This is a genomic window from Allobosea sp. 2KB_26 (genome assembly GCF_052115715.1).
Classification (GTDB): domain Bacteria; phylum Pseudomonadota; class Alphaproteobacteria; order Rhizobiales; family Beijerinckiaceae; genus Allobosea.
In genome coordinates, this window is sequence record NZ_JBFRHE010000011.1 from 1 (window position 1) to 19,364 (window position 19,364).

17 protein-coding genes and 1 pseudogene are annotated in these 19,364 nt (G+C 66.0%); 14 read left to right on the top strand and 4 right to left on the bottom strand.

The features are described 5' to 3' along the window. Positions 1-326, bottom strand: a pseudogene (locus tag AB4099_RS24410) (transporter); the annotation flags it as partial. 168 nt (positions 327-494) lie between these two features. Between AB4099_RS24410 and AB4099_RS24415 the strand changes: the two are divergent. The 5 genes from AB4099_RS24415 to AB4099_RS24435 all read left to right on the top strand — a co-directional run bounded on the left by AB4099_RS24415 (position 495) and on the right by AB4099_RS24435 (position 5,657). Further along, positions 495-1,499 carry a helix-turn-helix domain-containing protein gene (locus AB4099_RS24415; RefSeq protein WP_441479942.1) on the top strand — a complete coding sequence of 335 codons (1,005 nt, stop codon included), beginning with the start codon at positions 495-497 and terminating at the stop codon, positions 1,497-1,499. 430 nt (positions 1,500-1,929) lie between these two features. Beyond that, on the top strand, positions 1,930-2,289 hold the full coding sequence (locus AB4099_RS24420) for a DUF2200 domain-containing protein (RefSeq protein WP_113511801.1): 360 nt from the start codon (positions 1,930-1,932) through the stop codon (positions 2,287-2,289). A 136-nt stretch (positions 2,290-2,425) separates the two neighbouring features. Further along, positions 2,426-2,704, top strand: a complete 279-nt coding sequence (locus AB4099_RS24425; protein WP_441479943.1) for a metal-sensing transcriptional repressor — start codon at positions 2,426-2,428, stop codon at positions 2,702-2,704. Between the two features lie 7 nt (positions 2,705-2,711). Beyond that, the gene (locus AB4099_RS24430; RefSeq protein WP_441479944.1) at positions 2,712-4,067 is read left to right on the top strand and encodes an MFS transporter; all 1,356 of its coding nucleotides are present in this window, start codon (positions 2,712-2,714) and stop codon (positions 4,065-4,067) included. A 330-nt stretch (positions 4,068-4,397) separates the two neighbouring features. Continuing rightward, a complete protein-coding gene (locus AB4099_RS24435) occupies positions 4,398-5,657 on the top strand; it encodes a hypothetical protein (protein WP_441479945.1) in 1,260 nt (419 codons plus the stop codon). Between the two features lie 203 nt (positions 5,658-5,860). Here the strand turns inward: AB4099_RS24435 and AB4099_RS24440 are convergent, their stop codons facing one another. Next, positions 5,861-7,258 (bottom strand): DUF2252 domain-containing protein, encoded by a 1,398-nt coding sequence (locus AB4099_RS24440; RefSeq protein WP_441479946.1) that lies wholly within the window; start codon positions 7,256-7,258, stop codon positions 5,861-5,863. Positions 7,259-7,546: 288 nt separating this feature from the next. Between AB4099_RS24440 and AB4099_RS24445 the strand changes: the two genes are divergently transcribed. The 3 genes from AB4099_RS24445 (at position 7,547) to AB4099_RS24455 (ending at position 9,701) form a co-directional block, all read left to right on the top strand. Next, positions 7,547-7,753 carry a DUF3311 domain-containing protein gene (locus AB4099_RS24445; RefSeq protein WP_113511811.1) on the top strand — a complete coding sequence of 69 codons (207 nt, stop codon included), beginning with the start codon at positions 7,547-7,549 and terminating at the stop codon, positions 7,751-7,753. Between the two features lie 54 nt (positions 7,754-7,807). Continuing rightward, the gene (gene mctP, locus AB4099_RS24450; protein ID WP_441479947.1) at positions 7,808-9,376 is read left to right on the top strand and encodes a monocarboxylate uptake permease MctP; all 1,569 of its coding nucleotides are present in this window, start codon (positions 7,808-7,810) and stop codon (positions 9,374-9,376) included. A 157-nt stretch (positions 9,377-9,533) separates the two neighbouring features. Next, entirely contained in the window at positions 9,534-9,701 is a 168-nt protein-coding gene (locus AB4099_RS24455; RefSeq protein ID WP_441479948.1) for a hypothetical protein, read from the top strand. A 139-nt stretch (positions 9,702-9,840) separates the two neighbouring features. Here the strand turns inward: AB4099_RS24455 and AB4099_RS24460 are convergent, their stop codons facing one another. Then, complete coding sequence (locus tag AB4099_RS24460) at positions 9,841-10,779, bottom strand: LysR family transcriptional regulator (RefSeq protein WP_441479949.1); 939 nt, start codon at positions 10,777-10,779, stop codon at positions 9,841-9,843. Positions 10,780-10,900: 121 nt separating this feature from the next. On the opposite strand from AB4099_RS24460, the gene AB4099_RS24465 reads away from it, so the two are divergent. The 5 genes from AB4099_RS24465 to AB4099_RS24485 all read left to right on the top strand — a co-directional run bounded on the left by AB4099_RS24465 (position 10,901) and on the right by AB4099_RS24485 (position 14,101). Continuing rightward, complete coding sequence (locus tag AB4099_RS24465) at positions 10,901-11,629, top strand: SDR family oxidoreductase (protein WP_441479950.1); 729 nt, start codon at positions 10,901-10,903, stop codon at positions 11,627-11,629. Further along, on the top strand, positions 11,629-11,970 hold the full coding sequence (locus AB4099_RS24470) for an Atu4866 domain-containing protein (RefSeq protein ID WP_113511819.1): 342 nt from the start codon (positions 11,629-11,631) through the stop codon (positions 11,968-11,970). Before AB4099_RS24465 ends, AB4099_RS24470 begins: the two co-directional genes overlap by 1 nt. 184 nt (positions 11,971-12,154) lie before the next feature. Continuing rightward, complete coding sequence (locus AB4099_RS24475; protein ID WP_113511821.1) at positions 12,155-12,676, top strand: nuclear transport factor 2 family protein; 522 nt, start codon at positions 12,155-12,157, stop codon at positions 12,674-12,676. Positions 12,677-13,001: 325 nt separating this feature from the next. Continuing rightward, positions 13,002-13,412, top strand: coding sequence for an antitoxin Xre-like helix-turn-helix domain-containing protein (locus AB4099_RS24480; RefSeq protein WP_113511823.1), 411 nt, complete (start codon positions 13,002-13,004; stop codon positions 13,410-13,412). Next, positions 13,406-14,101: an RES family NAD+ phosphorylase gene (locus AB4099_RS24485; protein ID WP_441479951.1), complete on the top strand. Its 696-nt coding sequence runs from the start codon at positions 13,406-13,408 to the stop codon at positions 14,099-14,101. Before AB4099_RS24480 ends, AB4099_RS24485 begins: the two co-directional genes overlap by 7 nt. A 30-nt stretch (positions 14,102-14,131) precedes the next feature. Here AB4099_RS24485 and AB4099_RS24490 read toward each other — a convergent pair whose 3' ends face one another. Beyond that, entirely contained in the window at positions 14,132-14,425 is a 294-nt protein-coding gene (locus AB4099_RS24490) for a hypothetical protein (RefSeq protein ID WP_441479952.1), read from the bottom strand. 74 nt (positions 14,426-14,499) lie between these two features. Here AB4099_RS24490 and AB4099_RS24495 point away from each other — a divergent pair, with 74 nt between their 5' ends. Then, on the top strand, positions 14,500-19,143 hold the full coding sequence (locus tag AB4099_RS24495) for an autotransporter domain-containing protein (RefSeq protein ID WP_441479953.1): 4,644 nt from the start codon (positions 14,500-14,502) through the stop codon (positions 19,141-19,143). Positions 19,144-19,364 lie beyond the last annotated feature (221 nt).

Below are 19,364 nucleotides of genomic sequence, written 5' to 3' on the forward strand. Positions count from 1 at the left end.
TTGATGTCGCCGAGGCCGAACTCGCGCTCGCCATTCACCGTCAGGGCCGGTTGCGCGATCACCGGCGTGATCCAGCGCGTGATCAGGTTCCAGTCCTTGTTCAGCGTGATCGGGATCACGGGCTGGATGTTGAGGACGTTCTGCAGCTGCTTATGCGGCCCGACATTGAAGTTGAAATTGTTCTGGAAGGGCAGGCTGATCATGTCGGCAACGGGGTTCTGCGCCGCCTTGGCCAGATCGGCCGTGCTGCGCGTCGAATCCTCCGCCAGGGCTCCTCCCGAACACGACAAGGTCGCGAAGAGTGTCAGTCCAGCTAACCTGATCAACGTCCTCGCGCACACGGCCCGAAATTCCTTCAACGACAACAAAGCTGCCGACGGCCAAAACCGGTTTCCCGTTTGCCCGCGGCACTTATACTGTGCGACAAAACAGCAATCGGATTTCAAGACCACTCATTTTGCGCCAACCTTGCGGCATTCCGGAGTGTCCAAAGCGTGTCTGAAATCCCGGTCATCTCCAGCCATATCCTGCACGGCCTGCCGGCATTCCTGCGTCATGAACTCGGGGAGAGGGCGCTGCTGCGGGCGAACCGTGCGGCGGGCTTCGATCTCGAGCTGACCGAGGGCCGCAATTGCTTCATCCCGCATGCCGCAGTGCTCGGCTTCGTCAATGCCGCCGCGAGAGCGGCCGGCGAGCCCAATCTCGGGCTCCTGATCGCCCCGATGATGAACGCCGGCAACTACGGCTGTTTCGGGCGCTACGTCCTGGGGGCCGAGACGCTGGGCCAATCCATCGAGCGGGCCATTTCGGCCCTTGGCTATCACAGCACGGATGACCGGATGTCGCTCGCGATCACCGGCGACGAGGCACGCTACAGCTATGTCTTCGCACTTGCCGGCCATGCTGGCTACGAGATGATCGCCGGTGCGGCGGCCGGCGTTCTGCTCAGCGTTCTCAGGGCCTATCTGCCGTTCGACTGGCGGCCGCTGCGCATCGAGCTCAATATCGAGAGGCCGCGCCAGGTCGGCCTGTTCGAAGATCTCTTCCACTGTCCGGTCCTGTTCAACGCGCCGGCCGTGACGATCGTCATGGAACGCCATCTCTTGTCGGCTGCTCCCAACCGCGGGGCATGGCCCATCGTCACCATCGAGGACGTGGCGCGAGACCGGCCCGGCGGGGCTCCGCGCGATCTGCTCGACGTCGTCCGGGAGCAGCTCCGGGCCCAGGTTCTCACCGGCAGCGTCTCGATCGATGGGGCTGCACGACCGATGGGCACCAGCATCCGGACACTGCAACGCGAGCTAAACCGGGCCGGCACCGATTTTCGCAGCCTGGCGAACGCGGCTCGGCTCCAGCGCGCAACCGAGCTGCTCCGGCACACCAATGGTTCGATCACCCGTGTTTCGGCGGAAATGGGCTATTCCTCTCCCGCCAATTTCGCCCGCGCCTTCCAGAAGGCGACGGGCCGTACACCCCGGGAGTTCCGTGCGAGCATGTAGTCTGGAGCTGGTCCGCCAACTTGCTCGGTTGACGCGGCTAGCGGGGAATGTCGACCCGCGGCATTGGCGAATGGTGTTGCGGACACTTGGCGGAAAGTTCGGAGACCGATGCAAAGTCAGCGGACAACGAGGTTTTGGATGGACTGTCGAATGCCTCGATGCTGTTCGAACGCGAAATCCGGGTGAATGCGTGTCCTACTGGTGGACTATCGATCGATGGGGGCGTCCGAGCTCAACATCCGGCGACGAGGGGCGTAGAACATCAATCTCGGATCGCTGCGGAAGCGCTTCCTGAGCCCGAGGACGGAAGATGGCACAGCCGGGCGGACTTCGAGCGGAGGCTGGCCGCCCCGAACCTTGAACCATGACGTCAGGTTTGCTCTTTTTGACGTTTGGGCGCGCCACGCGCTGGCCTGCGGCAGTGGACGTGATGACCCAGCACCGCATCTATAAAATGAGCTTCGCCAAGGTCTATCCGCTTCTGGTCGCCAAGGCGGAGAGGAAGGGCCGGACGAAGGCGGAGGTCGACCAGATCATCCACTGGCTGACCGGCTACGGGGAAGAGGCGCTCGCCTGCGAACTGGCAAAGGATACGGACTATGAGACCTTCTTCGCCCAGGCGCCTGCGCTCAATCCTGCGCGAGCCGAGATAAGGGGGAAGGTCTGCGGCGTCCGCGTCGAAGAGATCGCCGAGCCGGTGATGCGGGAGATCCGCTACCTGGACAAGCTCATCGATGAACTCGCCCAGGGGAGGGCGATCGATAAGATCCTACACCGTCGGCCAGGATAGGCTTGGCGTTTGCGCTCGCGTCCAAGGCCGCTCCTTCAGGGCGGCTTTGTGTTTCAGGGGGGATGCGAGGCTGGTTTCGCCGCAAACGGCCGAGAAGCGCCTTCCTATATCCCCCCTGGGGGGATATAGGAAGGAAATGTCGGAAGCCCACATCCATGAATCCCATCCCGCGATCATCAAACGGCTGAAGCGCGCTGGTGGTCACCTTGCCAAGGTCATCGAGATGATCGAGGCCGGACGCTCCTGTCTCGACATCGCGACGCAGCTCCAGGCCGTCGAGAGCGCCATCAGGCAGGCAAAGCGGACGCTGGTGCAGGATCATCTCGATCACTGCCTCGACGAAGTCCTTGGCCACCTGCCGACCGAGCGTCGCCAGCCGATCGACGAGTTCAAGCAGATCACGAAGTTCCTCTGAGGCCACAATGCTCAAGGTCCTGTCCAATCGCGTCTACGGTCGCCTGTTTGCCGCGCAGATCATCGCGCTGGTCGGCACCGGTCTCCTCACGGTCGCGCTCGGCCTGCTCGCCTTCGCACTCGCCGGCGAGAGGGCTGGCGCCGTCCTGGGCACGGCGCTCGCGATCAAGATGATCGCCTATGTCACCGTCGCGCCCATTGTCGGTGCGTTTGCGGCACAGCTGCCGCGCCGCGCCTTCCTGATCGCCATGGATCTGGTGCGCGCGGCCATCGCGCTCACGCTGCCCTTCATCACCGAGATCTGGCAGATCTATCTGGCCGTGTTCCTGCTTCAGTCGGCCTCGGCTGCCTTCACGCCGACCTTCCAGGCCACGATTCCCGACGTGCTGCCGGACGAGGACGACTACACCAAAGCCCTTTCGCTCTCGCGCCTGGCCTATGACCTGGAAAGCATCGTCAGCCCGATACTCGCGGCCGCCTTGCTCACGGTCATCAATTTTCACTGGCTCTTCGGTGGCACGGTCATCGGCTTCCTCGTCTCGGCAGCACTCGTCCTTTCCCTTACATTGCCGGTTTCTCCAGCCAGGAAACGCGAGGGCGGGATCTACGACCGGACAACGCGAGGGATCAGGATCTATCTCGCGACGCCGAGGCTGCGCGGACTGCTCGCGCTCAACATGGCAGTGGCGATGGGTGGTGCCCTCGTCATCGTCAATACCGTGGTGATCGTGAAGGGGCGCCTCGGCTTTGACGACAACGCGGTTGCGCTCGCGCTGGCCTGTTTCGGCGGCGGGTCCATGCTGTCGGCGCTGACGCTGCCGCGTGTGCTGGAGCGGGTCGCAGATCGAACGGTAATGCTGACGGCGGCGACCCTTCTGGCTGCCGTCCTTGGCGGCTTCGCTGCTCTCCTCTGGGCCAGCGGCTGGGCACTCGCTCCGGCGGCGACGGGTACCGGCTGGGCAGTGCTCCTGATCACCTGGGCGCTGCTCGGCATCGGTTACTCCGCGACACAGACACCGTCAGGCCGGTTGTTGCGACGCTCAGCTCACGCCGAGGATCGTCCGGCGGTGTTCGCCGCGCAGTTCGCGCTCTCGCATGCCTGCTGGCTGGTGACCTATCCGCTGGCGGGCTGGCTCGGCGCGATACTGCCACTGGCGACACTGGCAGGCCTGTTCGCGCTGGCGACGCTGGCGGCAGTGCTCTTCGCATCGCGGCTTTGGCCGGCCGGCAGCGCGGATGCCCTTGCGCATGACCATCCCGAGCTTCCACCGGGACATCCTCACCTTGCAGAGCATGGTTCGCGCCATTCCCATTCCATCATCATCGACGACCTGCACAGCCGGTGGCCCGCCGAGGCAAGATGAGGTGGTCAGGATGCAATGCCACCATGCGCGGGCCAGACCCATGACCGAGCTTGCATGGAATGGCTGGGACGGGTGATCGGAGCGGGACCTTTCCGGAAGCGGACAGCTTTGCCATTCCCGCAGACCCGGCATTGCGATCACGGAAACATGAACGCAGCTCGCTCGCGTCGCATGGCGGCCTTCGGTAGCCTCGGGGAGGGAATTCGCCCGCCATCGCGGCGTGCGCTCTCATCAATCAGCATTCAACACGATCGAAACCAGCTGTTTCGATGCAATATTCGTATAGCGCGCGTTTGACGACGATATCCTCGGTTATTGGGAGGGCGCAGTATGAATGCGATGTTTGAGGTGGTCTCGACAGTCGAGCAATTGGTCGGAGCCGCCCAGGATACGGCCACTCCTCACATCGTCGTTCACGGTGACCTGATCGATGTGCCGTCCATCCGTCTTGGCGCGGGGCAGTCGCTGCGCGGGGAGGGCGACGGGGCTGCCATCAGGTTCGCCAGGGGCAGCGATGGCCTCCAGCTGTCCTCGGACAACCGAGTTCACAATATCCGCCTCGACGCCGCTCCGGACAGGCGTGCGATCTTCAACGACACCGGCATGGCGACGCTGGGCCGGATCGAACTGCGCAGCGTGATCACGACCGGACGCGTCCAGATTCTCGCGCGCAACAAGGTGCGTGGTGGCCATGTCGATGTGATCGGGCTCGACATCATCGCAGCCGATGCACGCGGGGAGACGGAGCGACCGCATGGCTACGGCGTCTACGTCCTGCAGGGTGCCTTCACGCTATGGAACATGCAGCCCGATGAGGCCGTCGTTGTCAGCGCCGACCTTGTCGGCCTGTCGGCCGGCCGCAATGGTGCGCCGGTTCGCGGTGGCGGCATCTTCGTAAGCGGTGCTGGCGACACGGGTGGCCGGCTCATCGTGAGGCGGCTCGAAACCGAGGCGGTCTATAGCGACGGCGGGATCGAGCCCGGTACCGCAGACCAGATCACCGGCGGTGTCTTCACCGTCCATGGCGCGCATGTCGACGTGGTGCGCAATCGTGGACCGGTCGTGACCTATGGCGTCAACGACATGGCGCTCGACAACTGGGGCGTCGTCGACCGCTGGACTGCCGAGGAGAAGATCACGTCCCACGGCCCGAGCGGCATCGGCTTCGTCAATTTCGGGATCGTGCACGAGCTGAGGGTCAATGCGCTGATCGAAACCTTCGGCCAGGGTGCACGCGGCTTCAACGTCTATACCGGCACGGTGAACCTCGCGGAGTTCGATCGCGTCGTCACCCATGCGGATGGCGCAGTCGGCATCCAGATCAGCCAGCCGATCGGCCGGCTCGTCGTGCGTCGCGGGATCGAGACGTTCGGGGGCACAGGGCCGTCGCTCGTGAAGGGCGTTGTGGTAACCCTCTCTGCCATCGCCTTGAGCATCAAGCCGGGCGGCTCGGCCCGCGAAATCGAAATCACCGGTGGCATCAAGACAAACGGGGCGGGCGTGGCGCCGATCGAGCAGCATGGCGCGATCGACAGCCTGCGCGTGGCGGGAGGCTTTGCCGCAGTCGGTGGGGGCTTCGACAGGATCTAGCCCGAGAGCTTTGCCGGGGCTCTTGCCGAGGGCCGCGAAGGAACGTCGGTCGTCGATCCGGCAATGTCCCGCACGGCTCCGTGGGTGTGCGACGAGACCAGACGGGCGGGCCGGCGCCTGATCGTGAAGGCACGCTGTTCCGCCACCCTATGGCATGCAAGGTCAGGGCATGCCGGGAGCGCAGCTCACGGCCGGGTGGCCCTTCATGCTGCCTTGGCTCGCTCCTGCGCTGTCTTGACGGGGCCCTTGGCTGCGACGAGCGCCTCATGGTCCAGCGCGGTCTGCGCGGCATAGGCCATCGCGAAACTCGTCACGGCGTCGTCAAAGATTTCGGACGCGCCCATGTAGCCGGCGATAGTGGCCGCATCGCCCGAGCGGACATGCGCGCGGGCAAGCGTGCGGCCGCAGAGCTCGGCATAGGCCGTCAGCGCTTCGCCCTCGACGACTTCGGCGATCGATCCGAGACGGCGATTCTTGAGTTGCCGGACGTAGAAATGCCGCCCGCTGGCGCTGTCATCCGCCCAGCCCAGGAAGACGTCGCTCGCCGCCTGCAGCATGCGCTGGCCTTCCACCACCCGCTGTCCCTGATGCGGCGGCCCCGGGTTCTTGCTCTTCGTCAGCCGGGCGAGGACCGAGGTCTGGGCTTCCTTGACCTGCAGGAACAACGGCTCGTCATCGGCCGTCATGAACAGGCCGACGACGCAGAACGTGCCGACGCTGCCGACGCCGACGACCTTGAAGGCGAGGTCCCGCAGGCCGTAGCGCGTCGCCAGCACGCGGCGCTCGGGCGGCAGCGTCTCGTGATAGTGATGGAAGACCTTGTGGGCCTGCAGCGAGCGCGTGCTGTCGCGTTCCTCGGGGAGATGGTAGATCAGCGGCGGCCGATCCTCGATGCTCCAGGAGCCGTCCGCCCCAGCATGCAGGCGGGGAAAGTTGCTGTCCTGCTGCGGATTGCGCGACGCCTTGGTCAGCAGGCCTTGCACGTGCTTGCGCAGTGCCGGATCGTCGATCCGTTCCAGTTCCTGTCCAAGCTCGGTGCGCGCATGCCAGGCCTCCAGCGGCGTGAGTTTGGCCAGCCTGCGCAGGCGGCGGCGATAGGCGCTCACCGTCGCGGCAATGGTGAGCCGGGCGGCCTTCCTGGAAAATCCGGCGTCGAGTGCCGCTACGGCCACGCTGGCGGCCAGGCGCTTGAGATCGACGGCGAAGTCGATGCCCGGCAGGGTTTCGTCGAAATCGTTGATGTCGAACAGGACGTTCTCTTCCGGGGTGGTGAAGGCGCCGAAATTCATGAGATGACAATCGCCGCAGGCCTGAACGGGCAGACCGGTCGATGGGAGGCCTGCCAGGTCTTCCGCCATCACCGCCGCCGCACCGCGCAGAAAGGCGAACGGACTCACCATCATGCGCTCGTAGCGGATCGGCAGAAGCTCCGGAATGCGGCTGTCATCGGTCCCGGCGAGAATGGCGACGGCCTCGCTGCTGGAGCGGGGCGTCCAGTCGGCATGGCTCTCGCGCGGAACTTTGCTGCGCAGGGCCTTGCCGGCGGCGTAGCGCTCGGCACGGGACAGAAGCTGCGGCTTGGCCGGTTGATGGCGCGTCATCGGAGGACCTCGATCTTGCCGTTTCGGCCTGCATGGACATGCTCTTCGTCGACAGGCCTGTCCCTGGCGGCCGTATCCCGCGACCCGTCGCTTGCGCAGGCGGCGTTTATACCAGCCTCCGGGAGCGATGACCAAGCAAGGAGCCGTGATCCGGATGCTGGCCGATTCCGAAACGCGCAAGCATCGGTTCTCGTTGTCGCAGGTATTCGGGGAGTCATTGCCAGACGATGCCCAAGGGGAGCATACTATCTAATCTGACCCAAAGGCACGATGTCGGGAGGGTTCGGAATGAACGGCTCCGGAGAAAGTCGGGGCGGATGGAGCTGGTGGTACCTGCTCTTCGTCGCCCAGTTCGTCGCGGTCCTCTGGCCGCCGTTCTACAACCGGATCGACCCTGTCTGGGCCGGTATTCCCTTCTTCTATTGGTACCAGATGCTCTGGGTGCTGATCGCAGCCGCCCTCACCGCCATCGTCTACTTCGCGACAAAGGACTAGCTCGCCCGACCAGACCCTGTGCCTGAGGACGACGAGCTCCGACAGGAGCGTGTCATGCATGACGTGAACTGGACCGCCACCACGGTGTTCGTGGCGTTGTTCGGCTTCATCACGTGGCTCGGCTTCGCCGCCGCCAACTGGCGCAAGGCAGATCTCGACCAGCTGCACGAATGGGGTCTCGGCGGCCGCAGGTTCGGCACCTGGATCACCTGGTTCCTGGTCGGCGGCGACCTCTACACCGCCTATACCTTCATCGCCGTGCCGGCTCTCGCCTTCGGCGCCGGGGCGGTGGCGTTCTTCGCCGTGCCCTACACGATCGTGATCTATCCGATCCTGTTCCTCGTCTTTCCCAGGCTCTGGCACGTCTGCCACAGGCACGGCTACATCACCGCCGCCGATTTCGTCCGCGGCCGCTTCGGCAATCGCTGGCTGGCGCTCGCCGTGACCGTCACGGGCATCCTCGCGACCATGCCCTATATCGCGCTGCAGCTCGTCGGCATCCAGGTGGTCATCGGCGCGCTCGGCATTTCCGGGACCGGCCTTGCCGCCGACCTGCCGCTGATCTTTGCCTTTCTGGTGCTGGCGGCCTTCACCTATTCGAGCGGCCTGCGCGCGCCGGCCTCGATCGCGATCGTCAAGGACATCCTGATCTATGTCACCGCCTTTGCCGCGATCATCATCATCCCGATCCAGCTCGGCGGCTTTGCCAAGATCTTCGCCGCGGTGCCGGACACGAAGCTCCTGCTCGAAACGCCGGCCCCCGGCTCGACCGGGGCCTACAGCACCTACGCGACGCTCGCGCTCGGATCGGCACTGGCGCTGTTCCTCTATCCGCATTCCATCACCGGCATTCTCAGCGCCAATGGCGGCAAGGCCATCCGGCGCAACGCGGCCATGCTGCCGGCCTATTCCTTCCTGCTCGGCATCCTGGCGCTGTTCGGCTTCTTCGCGATCGCCGCCGGCGTCCGCAGCATGCCGGAATATGCGGCGGGCTTTGCCGAATTCGGCAATAATTTCGCGGTGCCGGCGCTGTTCCTGCACAGTTTCCCGGCTTGGTTCGTCGGCATCGCCTTTGCCGCCATCGGCATCGGGGCCCTGGTCCCAGCGGCGATCATGTCGATCGCGGCCGCCAATCTCTATACCCGCAACATCCACCGGGAGTTCATCAACCGGAACCCGACCGATCGGCAGGAGGCCCAGATGGCGAAATGGGTCTCGCTAATCGTCAAGCTCGGTGCGCTCGTCTTCATCCTGTTCGTGCCGACGCAATATGCCATCCAGCTGCAGTTGCTCGGCGGCATCTGGATCATCCAGACGCTGCCGGCGGTGATGCTCGGCGTCTATACGCGCTGGTTCAACGGCTGGGCGCTGCTGATCGGCTGGCTGGCCGGGATCGTGGCGGGCACGCTGATGGCCTTCGCGTCCAATCTGACGCCGACCTTTCCGCTCAGCTTCGGTGGTCATGTCTTCCCGGGCTACACCGCCGTCTACACGCTGGTCCTCAACCTCGCCCTCGCCATCGTGCTGACCTTGCTCTTCCGGGCGTTGAAGGCCCATTCGACCGCTGGCGACGAGACGATGGCCGCCGATTATTCCGCCGGACCCTCCGCTGGCCGGACTTGAACCAAGGGCCACGGCCTCGCCAAGGCAGCCGGGGATGGCAACGCCGCAGACCGTTTGGCGCGCCGCCGCGGTCATGCGATCGTCATGCGCTCAGGAGCGAACAAGCGAGGGCCCTATGGATACGGACTAGGAGGCCAAGGACCGCGTCACGCAGATCATGAAGAAGCATCTGGAGCTGGCGCAGGAGCAGCTCGCAATGGCCGAGCGCGGCTTGCTCTTGTCGATCGATGGAGCGCCGGAGGGGATCAATCTGACCAGGGAAGCACTGGCCATCCGCGTCGAGCAGTTGCAGGGTGCGCTTGATCGACAGCGAGGGCGCGGCTGATACCAGCCACGCGCCCCCAGCAGGGCGTGAAGTGGAAACGTCGTTGCGCTGGTCCGCCTTTCCCAGCCCAACGAAGGCGCATGTCACGCGCCGGTCGGCGGCCGCGATCGGCGGGGCGTTCGAAGGTGGTGGCGGGCGCCTATGCCGACCTTGGCATGCGGGACGCGTTCGCCGAGCCGGCCTCGCGATTCCGGCTCCTGCGGATGTGATCGACGAAGGCGCGGAGTTTCGGCGCCATGTTCTGGCGGCTCGGGTAGTACAGGAAGAACCCCGGGAAGAACGGGCAATAGTCTTCGAGCACGGGAACGAGCTCCCCTCGCTGGATGGACGGTCGAAACGTTTCCTCCAGCCCGAAGGTGATGCCGCCGCCCGCGGCCGCCATGCGAATCATCAGCGCCATATCGTTGGTGGTGACCTCCGGGTTCACGTCGACCGCGAAATCCCGGCCCGCTTCCGTGAACTCCCACCGATAGGGCGCCGCTCGTGGCGCCGGGCGCCAGCCGATGCAGCGATGCGCCGCGAGCTCGCGCGGATGGACCGGCGTCCCCCGGCGCGCCAGGTAGCCGGGAGCGCCGACGGCGAGTTGCCGCTGAGGGTCGGAGACGGGAATGGCGATCATGTCCTGCTCGATGACCTCACCGAGCCGCACGCCCGCGTCGTAGCCGCAGGCGATGATGTCGATCTCGTCATCCGTCACCAGCACATCCAGCTGCACGTCCGGGCATGCCTCGCCGAAACTGGTGAGAAGCGGGCCTGACAGAAAACTTTCCGCGATCGACGAGACGACCAGCCGCAGCTGGCCGCGCGGTCCCGAGCCGAGTTGATGCGCAGCCTCGGTCGCCGCGCGGATCTCGGCCAGCGAGGGGGCGATGTCGGCATGGAGACGCTCGCCGGCTTCGGTGAGGCCGACGCTGCGGGTGGTGCGGTGGACGAGGGCGATTCCCATCGCGTCTTCGAGTCGCCTGATCGTCTGGCTGACGGCGGAACGCGTCACGCCCAGCCGATCCGCGGCTGCCCGGAAGCTTCGTTCCTCGGCGACCAGGACGAAGGTCGCGAGTGCGTTGAGATCAGGCGCCATTGGTTAGAAAGTCTAACCACAATGTCGCCTCTTGGCCAGATACCGGCGACGAAGCCGAGCGTCCATCTTCTCGATCACGGGCTCCGCATCACTGAGCGGACGAAACGAGAGGAGTTGGATCATGGCTATGGACAAGACCGTTCTGATAACCGGGGCATCAAGCGGCATCGGCGTCGGCATCGCCCGCGAGCTCGCCGCCGCCGGAGCCCGTCTCATGCTGGGCGCACGCAGGGTCGAGCGGCTCGATGCCCTCGCCGAAGAACTTCGGCATGGCGGCGCCAAGGTCGACTATCGCCGCCTGGATGTGACGCGGCGGGACGACGTCCTGCGGTTCGCCGACGCGGCCCGTCAGCAGTTCGGGCGGATCGACGTCATCGTCAACAACGCCGGCGTGATGCCGCTCTCGCCGATGGCCTCCCTGAAGGTCGACGAGTGGGACCGCATGGTCGACGTCAACATCAAGGGCGTCCTCTACGGGATTGCCGCGGTTCTGCCGGAGATGACCGCCCGGGGCTCTGGCCATATCGTCAACATCGCCTCGATCGGTGCGCTCAGCGTCTCGCCGACGGCGGCCGTCTACTGCGCCACGAAATACGCCGTCCGGGCGATCTCGGACGGCCTCCGGCAGGAGCGCAGCGACATCAGGGTCACCTGCATCAATCCCGGCGTCGTCGAGAGCGAGCTCGCCGACACGATCACCGATCGCGCGGCGGCCGAAGCCATGAAGACCTACCGGACCATTGCGCTCCAGCCTGACGCCATCGGACGGGCCGTCCGTTACGTGCTGGAGCAGCCCGAGGACGTGGACGTCAACGAGATCGTCGTCCGCTCGACCAAGGCGCCGCACTGATGCGGGCCCGGGTCATCATCATTGCTACGGGCGTCGTGGTGGCGCTTGCAAGTGCTGTCTTCGCGGAGAAAGCCATGACGCAGGCCACTCATCCCTTTGTCGGCATGTGGGTCACCGACGACAACCGGATCCGTCACGAACTCCTGCCGGGCGGCCGCTATGTCGAGGCGCGCGGCGACCGCGAGGGCGCCTATCGCGGCCGATACGAAGTGACGGGCCGTCGCATCGAATACTGGGACGACACCGGCTTCACCGCCGACGGCGAGTTCGTCGACACCGATACCCTCCACCATGCCGGCATGGTTCTTCGTCGGCGGCCGTCATCTGCGACGGCCCCCTAGATCCTCAGGCCCGATATCGTAGCCAGTCCGATGATCTAACCCTTTGTCTTTGCATCGGCTTTGCCCCGAAAACCGCAATCCGCTTTTCGGGCCGATGCCTTAAGCCGGGCGCTCCGGCAGCGGCGGCCCGCGCATGGCAGCGCGGGCTGCCTTCCCAACCAACCTCAGGAGAAGGAGACGTTCAATGAAGTCAGCTGCCCCATTCACGCGATCTGCGACCGCCACCCGGCGCATCGGCCTGGCAGTCATCGTCGCCCTGGCCATCTCACCCGCAACCGGCGCTCCGGCACGGGCCGACACGGCGCAGAACGAGACCATCGTGCGCGACGCGTTCCAGCGCTGGGCCGCCGGGGACAATGTGTTCCAGCAGCTCCTTGCCCCCGACATCGTCTGGACGATTCCGGGCTCCGGCCCCGTCGCGGGCACCTATCGCGGCATCACGGATTTCGTCGAGCGGGCCTCCGTGCCGCTGGTAAGCCGCCTTGCGACCCCGCTCGTTCCCCAGGTTCGGCACATCTGGGCCATCGGCGACAGGGTGATCATCCGCTTCGACGCGACGGCCACGACGACCGGCGGGCACCCCTATCGAAACCAGTTCGCCTGGTTGTTCCGGATGAAGGACGGCAAGGTCACGGAGGCCGAGGCGTTCCTCGATCTCGTCGCCTACCAGCAGGTTGTCGACAACAATCAACCGCGCCAGCGGTAACGCCTCGGACTGAGCCGGCCGGCGCACAGCCGGCCGGCCCGGTCCCTATCCCTGGATGTGTTCACGCTTTACGCTTCGCGATGAACGCGGCGGCACGAACCGCGCGGATTGCGTCGCACTCCCGGCAGCGGTTCAGGCCAGCGCCGAGCGCGGATCACGCTTGCGTGCCGGGCTCCGCCGCTCCGGCCTGCTCGCGCAGGAGCGCATGTAAGGCGGCAGGGGCTGAGTTTTGCCTGCCGCGCCTCCGCGGGATGATCGTCAGGAACGTGGTTGCTCTTGCCATTTGGCATAAGTGTCCTTATTTTGTGCCGAAGTGAGGTGAGCCATGCTTGTCGAGATCCCGCGGACTGTTGCCACCCCGGCAGTGCCGGAGATTACGCTTGAGGAGGCCGCCGCGGCCGCACGGGCGGTGATCAGGCTCTTCGAAAAATGGGGGCTGAGCGACGCCGTTGCGCGCGAGATCCTGGGTGGGCTTTCCGCCCGGACCTATGCCCGCTGGAAAGCCGGTGATCCCGGCCGGATCGACAGGGACCTCGCCACCCGCCTGTCTCTGCTGATGGGCATCCACAAGGGCCTGCGCACGCTCTTCACGGACCCTGAGCGCGGCTATGCCTGGGTCGGCAAGCCGAACGACGCTTTTGGTGGGCGGGCTCCTGTCGAGATCATGGCTGAGGGCGACATCTTCTCGCTGGCCCGTGTGCGCTCCTATCTCGACGCCGAGCGTGGTGGTTGGTGAGCGAGGCTGCGCCCGTCATCCGCGTCCATTGGCTCAAGGCCTACCGGATCATCCGCTCGATCTATCCGCCGGTCGACCTGTTCGAGGACATCGCCGACCCGAGCGACTGGGAGGCGCTGGCCTCGATCGAGTCGAAGACGAACCCGCGGATCTGGGAGCAGATCGGCCGGCTCGATCTCGTTCCACCGGCGCGGCGTGTGGCTGGGCACGGGGCGAGCTACCTGATGGCGCCCTTCGTCCATATCAGTACCGATCGGCCGGGCCGCTTCACCGACGGCTCCTGGGGCGTCTATTCCGCCGGCCAGAGCGACGAGGTCGCGATCCGCGAGGTCGCCCATCACCATGGCCGGGCGATGGCGGCGAGCCGGGAGGAGGGCGGCTGGACCTCGCAGTTCCGCGTGCTGATCAACCAGGTCGATCTCGACCTGCATGATGTCCGGGCCCGGATCGAGCTGCACGAACCGGACGATTACTCCGCCTCCCAGGCCTTTGCGCGGCAGATGCGGGCGGCGGGCTCGACCGGGTTCTTGTACCTGAGCGTGCGCTGCCCCGGCGCAGAATGCATCGCGATCTTCTGGCCGGATCTCGTCCCGATCCCGATACAGGGCGACCCCTACGACTTTCACTGGGATGGTGCCCGCGTCGACCGGGTACGCAACTGCCGGACCGGGGCAATCCTGGCGCTGTAGCCGAAGAAACGGACTCAAGCCATTGGCCCCTCACGCCTTGTTGCCGGGGCCCGGTCCGGCGCTTCGCGATCCTGTCGGGCGTGTCCAGCCCACCCGGGCACGATCGGCCGGATCGGCTTCGTCCTGGCCGAGCCACAGCTCATCGCCTTCGTCCGCATCCTGCTGACGGGCATGCAGGCAGCGAGCCGCGACGCTGTCGCTGATGAGAGGCTGTCTGCAGGCACCGCCTGAGGCGCTCTCGCGTCTGCGGCGGCTGGATTCGGTCGAGATTCCGGCGCCGACCATGTCGAAATACGGCAAATGCCGTATTTCTGGGATCGTCATCCCCTCCTAAGATTTCGCGCGAAATGCCGGCCGAGCCGGAAGGATGCGAGGCAGGGACGAAATGAGGCTCTGGAATGGATCGCGCAGGCGTTCGGCTCGGTCTGGACGCATCGGCTACCCGTGATGGCGCGATGACGACGGCCGCGTTTTTCTCCCGCCGGGGCCGCATCGCCCATCTGCTCGCGGGCACGGCGCTGGTGAGCGCATTGTCCGCAGTCGCGCCAGCGGCGCGTGGGCAGGAAACGAATTGGTCCGGTGCGATCAGCACTGATTTCAACGCCGTCGGGAACTGGAGCAACGGCCTGCCGGCGGCCGGCGTGATGGCGAACATCACGACGCTCACGGCGAACAAACCAACTATCAGCGGATCGTCTAGCGTCGAGGAGGTATCGATCCGAGACAACGCGTTAACGATCAATACCGGGGCGGATCTTTCAATCGTCACCGGATCCCGGAGCGCTTCGGGCATCGCCTGGATCGGCAGCGGGGGCGGCAGCGTCGTGGTCAATCACGGCACGATCAATGTCGCGCGTTACATCCACAACTTCGGAACCTTGACGACGACTGGCGTGATCAACGGAGAAGTCGCCAACAGCAAGGCCGGCACGCCCGCGGGCGATATTTGGGGCACAGTCGAGGCGCGCGGCGTCATCAATGGGCGCGTGTTCAACGAGGGCGTGTTCAACCTGACGGGCGCGTTGCAAGGAACCATATTCGTGAACGCAGGAGGCGCGCTCAATCTCGGGACCCATACGCTGAGCGATCTGGCCTTGTTGGCTAATACTTTCACAGGAACGCTCAACGGTTCTGGCGGCATCATCAACACGCAACGCTTCGAAATGTACGACGGCGTCGTCAACACGGGGGTGACGATCAAGGCCGCGACTGAGCATGTGCTGCAAGGCGGAACCGTGCATGGAGTGCTCGGCGGCACCGGATCCCTGGTCGCGCGCTGGGGAGCGGCCACGCTCAATAACGCGAACAGTTATGGCGGCGGCACGACGATTCAGCAGGGGACGCTGAATATCGGCCACATGGGCGCGCTCGGATCGGGGGCCGTAACGCTCCAGAACGGCGGGAGGCTGAATTCGACCGTGACAGGCTCCTTCGGCGGGATGCTGGAGTTTGCTTTCGGGGCAAGCTCCACGGTGTCGGCTGCCGCCGGCCAAACGTTGTCGCTGGATGGTAATATCCACCTTGGTGGCTCCGCCCATTTCGGCACCACGGGCGACACGGGAACAATCGCCTACGGAGGAAGCGGTGGCGGCTCGTTATTGTCCACAGCGTCCATTGCGGTGGACGGGGGGACGCTGAGACTCGGCGCGTTCGGACGCTATCACATTGCCGACGCCTTTGGTGGAACAAGCATCGCCTCCGGGGCGACGCTTGACATCAACGGCCATGCGAAGGTCCAGCTTCTGAGCGGCGCCGGCACCGTGCTCAACGGCAATGGCGCGGCGGCGATGCTGACGGCAAACAACATCGCGGATTCGCTGTTTGCGGGCGGCATCAGGGACGGTGCCGGCACGATCGCCCTGGACAAGACCGGCACTGGCAGGCTGACGTTGACGGGCGCGAACGCCCATACCGGCGGCACGACGGTCTCACAGGGCGAATTGCGCGTCGACGGCTCGCTCGGTTCGGGCGCGGTGACGGTCGCCGCGGCCGGCACCCTTTCCGGCACGGGCTCGATCGCGGGCGCCGTGACGGTGAATGGCACGCTCTCGGCCGGCCATAGCCCCGGCACGCTGACGGTCGGATCGCTGGTGCTCAACAGCGGCGCGACCTCGATATTCGAACTCAACAGCCCCGGTGTGGTCGGTGGCAGCAATCCCGCCACCGGCAACGACCTGGTCAAGGTCACAGGCGATCTGACGCTTGGTGGCAGCCTCGATGCACGCGTCGCGGCGGCCGGCTATTACCGGCTGTTCGACTATGGCGGCACGCTCGCGGGCAGGTTCGACCTCATGATGGTGCACTCAACCACGGCTGGTTTTAGAACCGTCGGCGCGCAGTTGGAGACTGGGGTCGCCGGCCAGGTCAATCTCGCGGTGCTGGGTGTCGGCCAGGCCATGCAGTTCTGGGACGGGACTACCACCACCGGCTCCGGCAGCGTCAATGGAGGTGCCGGCACCTGGGCTTCGTTCGGTACCAACTGGACCACCAGCACCGGCAGTGCCAATGCGGGCTGGGGCGGCTCGGTCGGCGTCTTCGCCGGCAGCGCGGGCGGCGCGGTGACCGTCGCCGGCACGCAAGGCTTCGACACGCTGCAATTCAAGACCAACGGCTACGCCCTGAGCGGCGGCACGCTCGCGATCATGCCCGCGAGCGGCAGGGTCGGCACCTTCAATATCGACAGTGGAATTACGGTCAGCATCGCGTCCGCCATCGCCGATGGCGGCGGCACGGGCCTCGAGAAAGCCGGCGGCGGCACGCTGATCCTGTCGGGCCTCAACACCTATACCGGCGGCACGACGATCTCGCAGGGCACGCTCGCAATCGCCGGCACCCGGCCGCTCGGCACGGGGGCGGTGACCCTGAACGGCGGCACGCTGCGGATGGCCGATTGCGGCTGCGGAAGCATCGTCCTGACGAACGATGTCACCATCGGCACCACCGGCGGCTCCCTTGATGCGGGCGCTGGCGAATTGGAGATCGGCGGCAGCATCAGCGGCAGCGGCGCGCTGACGATCACCGGCTCCGGCGGCCCGCTCGGCGGCTATGTCGTTTTCAGTGGCGACAACCGCTATGGCGGGCAAACCCGTATTACGGCCAACGGCATCCTGCTGGCGCTGTCGCCGACCTCCCTGTCGCCGAACAGCGACTATATCGTCGACGGCATTCTCGATCCCGGCGGCTTCGATGCCACCCTGCGCTCGCTCTCGGGAGCGGCCAGCGGCCGGATCGGCAGCTCGGGCGTCGATCCGGTCACCCTGACCGTTGCGGGCGGCGGCAGCTTCGACGGTACCATCCTGAACGGCGGGCCTGGCGCAGTCTCGCTCGTCAAGACCGGCACGGGCACGCTGACCCTCAACGGCCAGAACAGCTATACCGGCACAACGACGGTGGAGGGGGGCACGCTGGTGGTCGGCGGCGCCGGCCAGCCGGGCGCGAAGCTCGCCAGTGCGGTCACGGTCAAGGCCGGCGGCACGCTTGGCGGCATCGGCACGATCGGCGGCCTGACAGTCGCGTCCGGCGGCACGGTGGCGCCGGGCAATTCGATCGGCACCTTGACAGTTTCGGGCGATGTCGCGCTCGGGGTGGGCTCGTTCTATGCGGTCGAGATCGGCCCCGACGGCGCGAGCGACCGCATCGTGGCGAGCGGCAGGGCTGTGCTGTCGGGCGGCACGGTCACCGTGGCGAAGGGGCCCGGCGCCTTCACGCCCGGCATGCGCTACACCATCCTGACCGCGGCCGGCGGGGTGAGCGGGAGCTTCGCCGGCCTGTCCCAGAGCCTGCCCTTTCTCGATCTCGGCCTGAGCTACGATCCCGGCACCGTCTATCTCGACATCGCCCGCAACCAGATCTCGTTCCCGTCGGTAGGCCTGACGCGCAACCAGATCGCAACCGGCAGCGCGGTCGAGGCACTGGGGCAGGGCAACACGCTCCATGATGCCGTGCTCCAGCAGGCGAGCGCGGCCGAGGCGCGCCAGGCCTTCGATGCGCTCTCGGGCGAGATCCATGCCTCCGCAACCGGGGTGATGATCGAGCGCAGCCGGGATCTCCGCCAGGCTGTGAACGACCGGCTGCGCCAGGCGGCGGTGCAGGGCGCCGGCGGGAACCCCGCGCTGGCGCCGGTCGCCGCGCCGGTGTTGAGCTATGCCGCCTTCACCCTGTCAGCAGAGAAGGGGCCGTTCATGGGCCTGGCGCGGCCGGCATTCGTCGAGCTTCCCTATGCATTCTGGGGCCAGGCCTTCGGTTCCTGGGGCCGTATCGGCGGCAACAGTCATGCTGCCGGCATCACGAGTTCGACCGGCGGCTTCCTCATCGGCGCCGATGCAGGGTTCGGCGAGACCTGGCGCCTCGGCCTGGCGGGCGGCTATGGCCGCACGACGCTCGACGGCAAGGCGCGCCTGTCGTCAGGGACGATCGACAGCTACCATGCCGCGCTCTATGGCAGCGGCCAGTTCGGCGCTCTCGCCCTTCGCTTCGGCGGTTCCTACACCTGGAACGAGGTCGATACGAAGCGCGCGGTCAGCTTCGCCGGCTTCTCCGACCAGACGATTGCGAGCGACCAGGCGCGCACCGCACAGGTCTTCGGGGAGGCCGCCTACGGCATGAATTTCGGCACTCTGGCCCTCGAGCCGTTCGCGAACCTCGCCCTTGTCCATCTCGACAGCGACGGCTTCACCGAGCGGGGCGGTGCGGCGGTCTTGCGCGGCCGCCGCAGCAGCGAGAGCGTCGCCTTCACGACGCTCGGCCTGCATCTGGGCAGCCAGATCGACCTCGGCGAGGGGATGGTCCTGAGCATGCGCAGCACGCTTGGCTGGCGGCACGCCTTCGGCGACATGGCGCCGAAGGCGCTGATGGCCTTCGCAAGTGGCGGATCACCGTTTACCATCGCCGGCACGCCGATCGCACGCGATGCTCTCGTGGCCGATGCCGGCATCGAGCTGGCCTTGAGCCGCGCGGCCAGCCTCAGCCTCAGCTATTCCGGCCAGTTCGGAAACAAGGCGCAGGAAAACGCTGTGAAGGGAAACGTGGTCTGGAGGTTCTGACGCGGTCGGCCGCGAAGAGAGCTCTGGAAGCACCGCATCGCCGATCTCCGCGCGGCGCCCGTCCGCGTCGGCATCGGTCAGGTCAGGTCAAGCAACCCGGCACGGCTCTGTGACTTCGATCACAGACGGGGCGGCAGCTGCTCACGGTAAGGTGGCACACCCTCCCCATCTGGACCCGCCGCCATGGCGGGTCTTTTTTTGGCGAACAGCCCTGGAACGCT